General features: G+C 51.3%; 12 protein-coding genes and 1 pseudogene. 7 read left to right on the top strand and 6 right to left on the bottom strand.

Going from position 1 to position 11,565, the window contains the following annotated elements; all coding sequences use genetic code 11:
• Positions 1-1,392: Ser-Thr-rich GPI-anchored membrane family protein (locus ACETWG_11560; GenBank protein ID MFB0517222.1), on the bottom strand; the 1,392-nt coding region annotated here is incomplete at its 3' end.
• Positions 1,393-2,248: 856 nt separating this feature from the next.
• Between ACETWG_11560 and ACETWG_11555 the strand changes: the two genes are divergently transcribed.
• From ACETWG_11555 to ACETWG_11545, 3 genes are all read left to right on the top strand, one after another.
• Positions 2,249-2,749, top strand: a complete 501-nt coding sequence (locus ACETWG_11555; GenBank protein ID MFB0517221.1) for a winged helix-turn-helix domain-containing protein — start codon at positions 2,249-2,251, stop codon at positions 2,747-2,749.
• A 348-nt stretch (positions 2,750-3,097) separates the two neighbouring features.
• Positions 3,098-3,625 carry a hypothetical protein gene (locus ACETWG_11550; GenBank protein MFB0517220.1) on the top strand — a complete coding sequence of 176 codons (528 nt, stop codon included), beginning with the start codon at positions 3,098-3,100 and terminating at the stop codon, positions 3,623-3,625.
• Between the two features lie 18 nt (positions 3,626-3,643).
• Entirely contained in the window at positions 3,644-4,252 is a 609-nt protein-coding gene (locus tag ACETWG_11545) for a hypothetical protein (protein ID MFB0517219.1), read from the top strand.
• 1,112 nt (positions 4,253-5,364) lie between these two features.
• Here the strand turns inward: ACETWG_11545 and ACETWG_11540 are convergent.
• A pseudogene (locus ACETWG_11540) lies at positions 5,365-5,625 on the bottom strand (transposase).
• 595 nt (positions 5,626-6,220) lie between these two features.
• Between ACETWG_11540 and ACETWG_11535 the strand changes: the two are divergent.
• From ACETWG_11535 to ACETWG_11520, 4 genes are all read left to right on the top strand, one after another.
• Complete coding sequence (locus ACETWG_11535) at positions 6,221-6,394, top strand: hypothetical protein (protein MFB0517218.1); 174 nt, start codon at positions 6,221-6,223, stop codon at positions 6,392-6,394.
• Positions 6,395-6,465: 71 nt separating this feature from the next.
• Positions 6,466-7,251, top strand: coding sequence for a ZIP family metal transporter (locus ACETWG_11530; protein MFB0517217.1), 786 nt, complete (start codon positions 6,466-6,468; stop codon positions 7,249-7,251).
• Positions 7,252-7,321: 70 nt separating this feature from the next.
• On the top strand, positions 7,322-7,732 hold the full coding sequence (locus ACETWG_11525) for a cupin domain-containing protein (GenBank protein MFB0517216.1): 411 nt from the start codon (positions 7,322-7,324) through the stop codon (positions 7,730-7,732).
• Positions 7,733-7,843: 111 nt separating this feature from the next.
• Positions 7,844-7,984 (top strand): 30S ribosomal protein THX, encoded by a 141-nt coding sequence (locus ACETWG_11520; protein MFB0517215.1) that lies wholly within the window; start codon positions 7,844-7,846, stop codon positions 7,982-7,984.
• Positions 7,985-8,244: 260 nt separating this feature from the next.
• Here ACETWG_11520 and ACETWG_11515 read toward each other — a convergent pair whose 3' ends face one another.
• The 4 genes from ACETWG_11515 to ACETWG_11500 all read right to left on the bottom strand — a co-directional run.
• Complete coding sequence (locus ACETWG_11515) at positions 8,245-9,420, bottom strand: cation diffusion facilitator family transporter (GenBank protein ID MFB0517214.1); 1,176 nt, start codon at positions 9,418-9,420, stop codon at positions 8,245-8,247.
• Positions 9,421-9,463: 43 nt separating this feature from the next.
• Entirely contained in the window at positions 9,464-10,651 is a 1,188-nt protein-coding gene (locus tag ACETWG_11510) for a M20 family metallopeptidase (protein ID MFB0517213.1), read from the bottom strand.
• Between the two features lie 83 nt (positions 10,652-10,734).
• Positions 10,735-11,325, bottom strand: coding sequence for a DNA-3-methyladenine glycosylase I (locus tag ACETWG_11505; protein MFB0517212.1), 591 nt, complete (start codon positions 11,323-11,325; stop codon positions 10,735-10,737).
• The coding region (locus ACETWG_11500; GenBank protein ID MFB0517211.1) for a DNA alkylation repair protein at positions 11,322-11,565 on the bottom strand (244 nt) is incomplete at its 5' end. The genes ACETWG_11505 and ACETWG_11500, both read right to left, overlap by 4 nt.

Raw genomic sequence — 11,565 nt, 5'->3', positions numbered from 1 at the left:
CACGTCCCAGGTAGTGTGACTTCCGTCATTACTAGTGCCGGTGGCGATAGTCTCTACCTGGCTGGTGCCCTTGTACAGGTGGATATCCACAGTGCCACCCAGGTTGCCGGTATCCCAGCTGATGGTGACGTTCTGCTGGCCCAGATCCCAAACCGTGGAACTGGTGGGCTCGGTGACCACGATGTTGCCCGCGATGGTAAAGTAATCGCTGTAGTCGTAATGGCTGGCATCCTGGTGGACCCGAACCCGGTAATCGGTGTCCGGGGTCAGGCTTGTGGGCACGTCCCAGGTAGTGTGACTTCCGTCATTACTAGTGCCGGTGGCGATAGTCTCTACCTGGCTGGTGCCCTTGTACAGGTGGATATCCACAGTGCCACCTAGGTTGCCGGTATACCAGCTGATGGTGACGTTCTGCTGGCCCAGGTCCCAAACCGTGGAACTGGTGGGCTCAGTAACCACGATGTTGCCCGCGATGGTGAAGTATTCGCTGTAGTCGTAGTGGCTGGCATCCTGGTAGACCCGCACGCGATAGTCGGTGTCCGGCGTCAGGTCGGTCGGCAAGTCCCAGGTGGTATAGCTTCCGTCGTTGCTGGTGCCCGTGATGATGGTGCGCACCTGGGTGCTACCCTTATACAGGTGGATGTCTACGGTGCCGCCCAAGTTGCCAGTATCCCAACTGATGGTCACGTTCTGCTGGCCAAGGTCCCAAACCGTGGAACTGGTGGGCTCGATAACCACGATGTTGCCCGCGATGGTAAAGCTCCAGATTGGGGACCAGTTCCCCCAGACACCAGCACTATTTTTGGCTCTCACCTTCCAATAGTAAGTGTCACTGCTGAGGCCTGAGGACGGAGTATAGGTGCTGCTGCTGAGGTTGGTCTCGTAAATTTCAGGAGAGGTGAAGGAACTTTCGTTGTCCACCATCAGTTCGTAACCGACGGCGTAGGTAGGATCGCTCCAGTCAAACGTGGGCGTGTCATCTGAAATGGTAGAACCGTTGGGTGGTGTGGACAGAATAGGGGAGGCAGGTGGAGGTAGTTGATAGAGTTTTACGCTCCGGGTTTCTTCTGCAAAATTCCCGGCATCATCCTGGGCAACGGCTTTGAATTCAACTGTTGTGCCATCATATCCCGAGAATTCAATATCCGCCTTGTATGGTGCACTTGTAAATAAGTATACAGATCGTCCATCTAAAAATACTTCAACTTTATTAACACCTTTATTATCCGTAACTCTAAGATCGCAGGGCAGTGTGCCGTAGTAGGATTTACCTGCCTGGGGCTGGAGAATAACAATGTCTGGCGGAGAAATGTCGCAACTAATACTAAGAACAAGGAGGACAAACGAGGCTATCCTCGTTAGTTTATATGGAATAGATACTCTTCGGGTCATAGTCTAAACCAATACTCCCGATTTGCCCACTGAAGGGGCTTCTGGCATATGCTTTTTCCAATTTTACACCGCTATACTTGTTGAGTCAACACAGTTTCAGTCTGACCTGTGGGCTTTAGCTTTCATCCGCACACTTGGAAAGGCCTATGAGCCACGCTTAATTACCTCGCCTCTGCTTAAACCCTACACGTATCCGTCGGGTTCTCGCGCCGGAGACGAACAAATCAAATAAGAAAACCACAGAGGACGCGCAGAGGAAAACGAAGGGCGAGGAGAGGTCAGCGATTAGTCGTTAGCAATTAGCGGTCAGCCAGGAAGAAAGGAGCGGCAGAGATTGCCACGTCCGCCAGCTGCCGGACTCGCGATGACTGTAAGTATGGGATGAAGGGAATCTACATTAGTGTAGTGCGCGGGAATGAATGATGATTGAAGATTGTCGATTGAATATTGAAGAATGAAGAACGAGAATGACGCTCCGCGCCTGATGATGATCCGGGCGTAGTCGATGAACATGGGGAATGGAATGCTTGGGTTGGCGAGAAGATACGATTTGGGAGGACCATCGGGCTACCCGAGTCGCACTTCGAGAGCCTCAGTGTGACTCGGGTATTATAATGAACTAAAGTCATCCTTCGGCCAGACCCGCTACCTTTCGTTACGCGGGGGAAACTCAGGATGACGGTTTACGGGGGATGTTGTCCTGCGTGAGGTTTGCGAGATAGGGGAAAAATGAGCGGTATATCCCGGCCGGTCAGGCGCTAATTCCTTAAACTGGATGCAAATATCTACCAGCAATGTGTAACTTACATTCAGACTGATGTTTGCTCTCATATAGGCTAAAATAGGAGAGGCATCAATGCCGGTACCTGATTTCCAGTCCTTCTTCAAACCACTGCTGGATCTTGCCGCGGATGGCAAAGAGCATTCAATCAGTGAGGCAAGAGTACGCTTGGTAGATGCGTTTGACATGACTGAAGAGGACCTCGCTGAATTACTGCCCAGTGGTCAGCAGACCAAATATGATAACAGGATACATTGGGCGAAGGCGTACTTCATCCAATCCAAGGTTTTATCCAGTCCAAGGCAGGGTTATTTCCAGATTACGGATCGCGGCAGGAAACTGCACAATGAAGGACATGATCGCATCGACGTCAAGATACTAAACCGCTACCCTGAGTTTGTGGCATTCCACTCGCCACCGAGGACAAAGAAGGTTAAACCAGGGCGTGTTGAGAGGATTCTGGGCTCGTCTTCCACACCGGAAGAACTTCTCCAGCAGGCATATCAGAGTCTGAGAAATGAGCTCGCCGGTGAGCTCCTGTCCAAGGTGAAGGATAACATCCCCAGGTTCTTTTAACGTATCGTCATCGATCTGATGGTTGGTATGGGGTACTGGGGATGATAGTGTATTACGCCGGCTGGCGGATTAGCGGTTAGCTAATTGCAATTAGTATCCAGTATTAAGGGCAACAAGGAGGGTGTCTTATTTCTTGCTCGTTACAATTATTTTCTTGCATAATGATAATTTTTTAAATTAGCTTTCTAAATAGTTAGAGTTGCCGGGGTTATATAAATGTAATACTAAATTCATGCATTTTAAATCTGTTACATTTAGGCTACATTTTATAAATTATACTTTGCTATTATTTTTAAATTAAATATGAACGAAATAAATATCTAATATCTTATAATGATGGTAAGCGTCATGAAATCAAAAATAGTTTTCTCGATTGTTTCATCCCTTTGTATATTATTCTTCTACCCCTCTGTTTCTAATGCTCAATCAATCTCAAACCAAAATGGGCCGGTAAGGAGGTTTTCAAAGGGTCTTATTATTAAAAATGACAGGTCAAGATTTAATGGTACAGATCTTGTTTTTACCGCCCAAACTTTAAGTTTTATAAATCAACTAACTTCGGAAAATATTACCTTTCCATTGACCGAAATCCAGTATGTCAAAGCTAAAGTAGGCAACCATGCCATTGAAGGCGCTCTGTTTGGGGGTGCTTTATTTTTACTTTCTGCAATATCGGCCGTCTTGCAAGTTGAAGCAGACCCATTTACTGAAGTAGAAAATGGGGGTCAAGTTATCGCTATTATTACTGGCATAGGATTAGGAGGGGGTTTTGTTATTGGCGCTATATTTCCAAAGGAAAAGATCGTATTTAATAAAGGTAAATTCCTTGTAAATAAAAATCCTTTTCAAAATAATATCTCTCTTAATACAAACTAATATAGGATGAAGTGAATCATGAAGCGCAACTTTTTTCTCTCAATTTTGGTTTTTATCATGATCGCGGGGTGTATGCACACTGTATATGTACCATTACTACCTGATTTTGATGCTAATATTTATGGCCTCAATAAGCTAGCAAATGTTCAACCAGCTGTTAAATTCAGCCAGGGTGATTTTGCAGATAAAAGTTCTGATATCGGTTTATTGGCAACCTTTAAACAGGGTATTCACACCTATAATTTATATGAAGAAAGACCGATAGATGAAGCTTTGTTTGAAGGTCTGAATGTTCTGTTAACCTCATCCGGTCACGAATGGGTTGGAACAGGAGAAGGAGAAATAAAAGTTGATTTGCAGCTGTTAAGTGTTCAAGCAAGTAGATACGCTGGATTAATTAATGTTGGCGCCAACTCTAGCATCCAAATAAAGCTCGATTTTATTGACCCAAGCACTAATGATGTAATTTATACGCAAATATATAATGGAACGGATGAAAGGGCGCAGGCATTAGTTGGTTTAATGGATTTGGTTAAGAAATCCATAGATGCTTCGATTATAAACTGTATTAATAGTGTTGGTGATGATGATAATTTAGCTCAGAAGCTGAGTCAATTTAGGCTATAATTTTATTTAATATTAATAAGGATTAAATGGTCTAATAGATTTCATTTCTATTGAAAAGACAAGAAAAAGTAAATTACTTTAGCCCAGCTCGCATATTAAATACAATATTATTAACTGTAATTTTATGGAGCTGGGCTATTCCAGCTGCTTATTTTTGGCATTTAATAAAAGACTCAAATATTCTTATACCGCATGTACCAAGGCTCGTTTGGCTAATTCCGGGAGAGCTTTGGCTATTTGCACCTCCATTATACATAATTACTTTAATTGGTTTCCCCGTTATTTTTTACTTATTTCTAATTAAAAAAAATTCTTTTAATAAGTTAATACGCTATTTTTTAATTGTGATTCTTATCATAGTTGTATTCATTAACTTATTATGGGGAATAACATTATATAAGGGTCTTTCTTAAAACCGAAATCTTAAAGCTAAAAATTTGTAAAAATATTGTAATTTAAAATTAATATAATATACAACTTAGCATATTGAACATAGGTGATTTATTTTAAAAACCTAACATGCTAATGCAGCAGACGAATAGATCATTAGTCAAGTAGACAAGGAAGCCCGATCTAACTTAATTATTAACAAGATGTAATAAGAGTTTAAGATTATTGATTTTTGCTTAATAGAATTGTATGAATGCCGGCCTTGGCAGATTGTTAAAAAACAAAAAGTGCGATAAAGAGAAAGATCAGAGCAAAAAAAGAGATCTATTTTAAAGTGGCAAGATCATAATGGGTGTCATCATCAATCGATTAAGGCCGGAAGAGGTGTAGATTTCAGGAGACTAACGAGCTTAACAAGTAACTTGATGCCAGAGCGAATATCAACTCATACCAGGATATCTAAGATGAGCACAGGTATGGATTGTTCAGTCCCTTGGTAGAGAAGCCAAGGGCCTGGGGATCACGCGGCGAGCCAAAATAAAGCTATGGATAGCTAAACAATTCAAGAGTGCCTTCTGGATGTCATACATTCGCGACTGGGACAGCAGGGAGCAGGAGCAGGTGAGCATGGATCAGCTGAAAGAGTATCTGCGGGAGAAGATGGGGTAGCAAATAGTCGATAATAATCAGTTGTTGGTCAGACTGCAACCAATGATCTGGCAGTCCCGTACCTGGCGCGGATTGACCACAGCCACAGGCAGTGACGCGGCTGCCAGAGCTCCCACAACGAGCATTTCCAATCGTGCGGTGGACTCAAGGACAATGATCTTGGGCTTCAGCCGACGTAGTTTCTTGACCAGGATAGCAATATCGTTTCCCCGGTTGGCTACCGACCAACTTTCTCCAGAGGGAATGACACCGATATCCAGTGTGGCTTTGGATACATCGATGCCAACACAGGGGGCTTCCGCTTTCTGTTTCATCCTGGATCTCCCATCCTTGCAAATGCGGGCTTACCCCAGATGGAGGGGCGGCCCACTCAACTGTTCGGGTTAGTCAGGAACAAGGCGTGACGACCCAGGCTCTCTCACGGGCTTCTACCTTCCCAAGGCAAGAACGGTCTATCACGCCTTTAAGATTAAGACATCTGGAATGCCAATAGAAGATTCAAGGGGAAAAGCCTAGTGGGAATACGGATACCCCGGATTGAAATCTGGGGCTAAGGGATTTGCTGTGTCCGGCAGGGGCCGGGCTGGGGACAGGTGGCCGAATCGCTGTGCTCTCGGGACAAGTTATGTCGGCTGGCCCAGCCGTAGCTGGGGATTACACCTGCGGCGGGACTTTAGACCCCGCCTTCGGACGGGGTAAAACTTTTGAAGGGAGTGGGAGAACCGGAAGGGCGTACAGCGGTACTCGCCTACTGCAGCGGTTGAGATTCTTCGCTGCTCCTTCGATGCGCCGGTGGGATTCGCTCAGGGCAGGCTAAGCTCAGGATGATGGTCACGGAGTTATGGTCGGAACAGTTGAGGATGGTTGAGGTGAAGTCTTATTTTCAGGGAAGCATATATCGGTGGTAATATGGATCGATCACAGGTTGCTGTAATAGGGCTGGCCATTATCTGGGCGGCAGTGATACTTGCTTCTGCGCTGGTCCTGCGTGAGCAGGGATCCTGGGATAAGATGCTGCCGATTCTGAGAGGCGGCGCGACGGCCAGTATCATTGTCGTGGGTGGGGCGTTACGCCGACGATAAACCCTGGGTACTACCTTCAGCATTATTGGCGCGCCGAAGATAGCGCATTGAGGCTTGATAGATAAGGAGCGATGACGGAATCAGTGAATATCATCTGGTATGGCTGGACGGCCAGCCTGATTGCCGGCCTGGGGACCGGTGTCGGGGCACTCGGCATTTTCCTGATCAGGAGACTATCCGCTAAGACGGAAGACATCATGCTGAGTGCGGCGGCGGGGATCATGCTGGCCGCGTCGTTTTTTTCGCTACTGTTGCCCGCCATAGAATACGCGGAAGGCCAATTCCGGCACACGGCCCTGGCGGTGACGATCGTGATGAGCGGCCTGCTGCTCGGGGCGCTAGTGCTCTGGATGATCCATCGGTTCGTCCCGCACGAGCATTTCATAGCAGGGGTGGAGGGACCAGCGGCGACGGTACTGCGCCGTATCTGGCTGTTCATCATCGCGATCACGCTGCATAATTTTCCGGAGGGGATGGCGGTGGGCGTGGGCTTTGCCGGCGGCAATGTGGGCAACGGCATCTCGCTGGCCACCGGGATCGGTCTGCAGAACCTGCCGGAGGGACTGGCGGTGGCAGCGTCGCTGCGGGCGATCGACTACCCGAAAAGGCAGGCTTTCCTGGTGGCCCTGCTGACCGGGCTGGTGGAGCCGGTCGGGGGGCTGGTGGGGAGCGCTGCGGTCTGGCTGGCGGAGCCGCTGATGCCCTGGACCCTAGGCTTTGCGGCAGGGGCGATGCTGTTCATCATCAGTGACGAGATCATCCCCGAAACCCACCGTGGTGGATACAAACACCTGGCCACTTTCGCGCTGCTGCTGGGATTCATGGTCATGATGTTCCTGGACATAACGCTGGCCTAGGCCAACGTTCTGCCCGACCGGCTGGTGAGCCTGTATTTATTTTCAGATGGAATTTTTCAGGAGCTGAAATATGTCTTCACCTACGCGGCCGCATTTTATCAAGAATCTCGGCGAGGTGGACGAGGAGCGCCACTACCTGGACCAGCCGGCGGAGAAGTACCGTACGCGGCGGCGCCTGGGCAAGGCCACAGGAGCCGCACGAATCGGAGTGAACTATTGTCGCATGCGCCCCGGGCAGGTTTCGTCGCGTTTTCACTACCATACCCACGAGGAAGAATTCCTGCTGGTTCTGGAGGGACAAGCGACGCTGCGGGTCGGCGAGGATTGTTATGAAGTGGGTCCCGGTGATGCCATCTCGTTAAAGGCGGGCGGCCCGGCGCACCAGCTTCTGAATCGGACTGAGGAGGACTGTATCTACCTGGCGGTGGGGATGCGTGATCCCGCAGATACGGTTGTCTATCCGGACAATAAGGCTGTCTGAGAAGTGTGATTAGCAGAGGTGTTAAAGCCCGAGTTGGGGATAGCCCAGTAGGGGTTATTTTGTAAATTACAGGATAGCCAGGATAGTCAAACGCAAGTTGTAGGGATTTTTATGGGCAAGGGCGACCAGCGGACGCGTCGGGGAAAGCTGTATCGGGGCAGCTACGGCAGGACGCGGCGGCGCAAGAAGCCTAAGCGGGCCATGCCGCCGCCACCGAAGCCTAAGAAAGCCACCGAGGCGAAAGAAGAGTAGGCTGACGGTGGGGATGTGCTGTTGACGGGCCCCTGATTCACGGCGTCTGGAGAGCATCCGTTATCGGCCACTGCCTCCGCGTGGACGAGGCCGGCCTTCTTTGAGCCACTTGCTGGCAGACTGACTGCTACCTCCTCAGTACCATTCCTGCCCCTGGCGGCACGGTAATTACCTAGGCAAGCCCCGCGATTACGGGCTCGGTGCCGTCGATTTATCCCGGACCTAGCGACCCCTAGTTGGGAAGCCGGATTCGCTTTCGGTCAGCGGTAGGTATGCGGAGGGCAGATTTGGATCTTGATGAGTGTGTCGGGGAAAGCTTTGAGCAGTTCCCGGTGGACCCAGCGCTGGGTGGCATGCTTTTTCCCCGCGCTGGCATCCGGAGTCACAACCATATCAAAGAGGATTACCTGGCGCTCAGGTATGTTCACCACTCGCAGGTCATGGAAGCTCAAGAAGATCTCCGATTGATTGCTCAGCGTATCGAGTAAGCTGGCTACCTGGTGGACTACTTGGTTCTCCAGATCAATCGGGTCAACGTGGACAGTGGCATAGGCTCCGAGTTCCCGGCGCAAAGAATCGGCTACATTCTCGGCAACATCGTGGCTTTCCTGTGCTGATAGGCGGTCACTCACTTCTACATGGGTGGCGATGAATTTGTGGTGTCCATAGTTGTGCACGGTGATGTCGTGAGCATCGATCACGAGTGCCTGCTGGCGGCACAGTTCGCGGATTTGTCCGATCAGTTCCGGTGCTGGTGGTTCTCCCAGGAGGGGATCAATCACCTCTTTAGCGATGGCGAAACCTGACCAGATGAGATACGCGCCGACCAGGATCCCGCCGATACCATCCAGGGCGGGATAGCCTAAGGCACAGCCGCCGACGGCTCCCAGCACCAGCACGGAACTGATGGCGTCGCTCCAGTGGTGCCAGGCATCCGCTTTGAGTGTGGATGAGGAGATGCGCCGGCTCAGATCCATAGAGAACTGTCCCAGCCAAACCTTCACCAGCAGGGTGAGGAAAATGATGATCATTACCAGCCAACCGGCTGCAATGGGCACCGGCTCGATCAGCCGGCCTATAGCGGACTTGATAAACTCGAATCCCACCACTGCCAGCATCACGGCAATAATGATAGTGGCGACGTACTCGGCCCGGCCGTGACCGAAGGGATGCTCCTTATCAGCCGGTTTGCCGGCAATCTTAAAGCCTACCAGAACCACTACCGAAGTGACCACATCAGAGAGGGTGTGGACGCCGTCGGCAATGAGTGCCAGCGAATTGATTGCCAGCCCCAGAAACAACTTTATGACGGTGAGCACAGTATTGACTACTATACTCACCCAGGCCTCCAGTTGCCCGATGCGGGTCCGTACCGCAGGATCTCTGGCTTCCTGGTAACGAGGAACGGCTAGCTTCAGGATCAGTTCAGATATCAAGGTATAACTCAACGGTTGACTTTCGGGAGCTGGCTTTCCGGTATCATGGGGGAGGGACCGGGAGCATTTCCCGGACGATCTCTATGAAAACGCTGGCACCCACCACCAGGGCGCCCTCATCGAAATCGAAGTGAGAGCAGTGATGAGGTACTTCGGCGGGCTTATGCTCCGGTTTAGCTGATCCCAGGAAGAAGAAGCAGCCCGGGACTGCTTGCAGGAAATAGGCCATATCCTCACCGCCCATAGAGAGGAAGGGTTCACCGACCGCATCACCGGCCACTCTGCGGGCAGCCCGCGCAGTCACCTCCGTCATTGCGGGATCGTTCACGGTGGGTGGGTAGCCATCGCGGTAATCCAGCTCGACGGCAGCACCATAGGTGGCGGATATCCCTTCGCAGACGGCCTTCAACCGCTGCTTGATGATCTGGCGGTCCTCCTCGCGATAGGCCCGAGCGGTCACTTTCAGGGTCACCTTATCGGCAATGATGTTAAAGTTATAGCCACCCTGAATCTGCCCGATGGTCAGGACCCCTGATTCCAAAGGGTCGAGGTTCCGGCTCACGATGGACTGCAGGCTCACGACCAGTTGGGAGGCTACATAGACGGCATCGATAGTGCCCTGGGGCATGGCAGCGTGTCCGCCGACGCCTTTGACAATGATCTCGAATTCGTCGGCCGCTGCTAGTACCGGCCCGGACCGAATACCAACGGTACCGAAGGGCTGATAGTTCCATAAGTGCAGGCCGAAGATGGCCTCTGCGTCCGGGTCTTTCAGGGCTCCTTCCGCCAGCATGTGGCGCGCCCCGGCGTTGCCCTCCTCGGATGGCTGGAAGATGAACTTAATCACCCCCTGCCATTGATCCCGGTGCCGGTCCAGGGCCAGAAGAGTGCCGAGTAGGATGGCCATGTGCCCGTCATGCCCACAGGCGTGCATCACACCGTCGTTGACCGACCGGTAAGGGACATTGCTGGTCTCCTGTATGGGGAGTGCGTCCATATCGGCTCGTAGGGCGATGCAAGGTCCCCGGCCGTTGCGCATGGTAGCCACGATGCCGGTGGTGGCCACCGGGTGGCGTATCTCCAAGTCGACGTCCTCGATCTGTTCCAGAATGTAGCGGGCGGTCTCCACTTCCTGGAAGCCGAGCTCCGGGTGCTGGTGGAGGTGCCGCCGGAAGGCGATTATTTTCTCCTCCAACCCAGCAATGGTAGGGTGAATGTTTAATTCAGGCATACGGTTTGACTGCCTCAGGATGTTTGCTTCTAAGCTATGCTATCAAAGTTAAGGCCGAACTGGCATGACGGCCTAGATCAGGATCAGAGCTGGCCGTAGAGAAAGCAAGTCAGCAGATGGTCATCCACCATGCCGATGCCCTGCATATAGGCATAGCAGATGGTGGTCCCGACGAACTTGAATCCCCGGATTCCCAGGTCCCGCGACATGGCATCCGATTCCGGGGAGGAGACTGGAATATCTTCCCAGGCGGTATACCCGGGGTTCCGGATGGTCTGATAATCCGTGAATTGCCAGATATACTGGTCGAACGAGCCAAACTCTTTTTGCACCTTCAAGAAGGCCTGAGCATTGGTGATGGCGGCATTGACCTTGGCCCGGTTACGGATGATGCCGGGGTCGGCTATCAACCTTTGACGGTCAACATTAGTGTAGGCAGCGATCTTGTAGGGATCGAAGCCGTCGAAGGCCCGGCGGAAATTCTCACGCTTATGCAAGATAGTCCGCCATGACAGTCCGGCCTGGAAGTTGTCCAGCAGGAGGAACTCGCACAGGGTACGGTCGTCGTGGACGGGACGTCCCCACTCGGAATCGTGGTAGGCTTCCATCAGGGGATCGCCGTCCCCCCAGCAGCGGGTGATGGCGTTTGCCCCTGACTGTTCTGTGACGGTCATACCTTGGCTACATTGTCTGGCAACCGCTTCTGCACTGCCTCGCTTTGCAGTTCGCGGAGGGCGTCGCTGGCGATCCAGCGGGCAGTGGGATTGTCCCTGGCCAGAATTTCCCGGGCCACGGCGATGGCCCGCCTGTTCAGGACAGCATTGCGCTTGCCAATCTGCCGCAAGGCCCAGTTCACGGCCTTTTTCACCATATTGCGGCTGTCGGTCGATGCAGCCAGGATGCGCTGGAAGAAG

The sequence above is a fragment of the Candidatus Neomarinimicrobiota bacterium genome (assembly GCA_041862535.1).
GTDB lineage: Bacteria > Fidelibacterota > Marinisomatia > SCGC-AAA003-L08 > TS1B11.
The sequence above is the reverse complement of the archived record's forward strand: the minus strand, read 5'-3'. Positions and strand labels throughout refer to the sequence as shown.

Excerpts from the sequence above, each read along its gene's own strand:
- ACETWG_11555 (MFB0517221.1), top strand. The coding sequence starts at position 2,249 with ATGCCGGTACCTGATTTCCAGTCCTTCTTCAAACCACTGCTGGATCTT.
- ACETWG_11550 (MFB0517220.1), top strand. The coding sequence starts at position 3,098 with ATGAAATCAAAAATAGTTTTCTCGATTGTTTCATCCCTTTGTATATTA.
- ACETWG_11545 (MFB0517219.1), top strand. The coding sequence starts at position 3,644 with ATGAAGCGCAACTTTTTTCTCTCAATTTTGGTTTTTATCATGATCGCG.
- ACETWG_11535 (MFB0517218.1), top strand. The coding sequence starts at position 6,221 with ATGGATCGATCACAGGTTGCTGTAATAGGGCTGGCCATTATCTGGGCG.
- ACETWG_11530 (MFB0517217.1), top strand. The coding sequence starts at position 6,466 with ATGACGGAATCAGTGAATATCATCTGGTATGGCTGGACGGCCAGCCTG.
- ACETWG_11525 (MFB0517216.1), top strand. The coding sequence starts at position 7,322 with ATGTCTTCACCTACGCGGCCGCATTTTATCAAGAATCTCGGCGAGGTG.
- ACETWG_11520 (MFB0517215.1), top strand. The coding sequence starts at position 7,844 with ATGGGCAAGGGCGACCAGCGGACGCGTCGGGGAAAGCTGTATCGGGGC.
- ACETWG_11510 (MFB0517213.1), bottom strand. The coding sequence starts at position 10,651 with ATGCCTGAATTAAACATTCACCCTACCATTGCTGGGTTGGAGGAGAAA.
- ACETWG_11505 (MFB0517212.1), bottom strand. The coding sequence starts at position 11,325 with ATGACCGTCACAGAACAGTCAGGGGCAAACGCCATCACCCGCTGCTGG.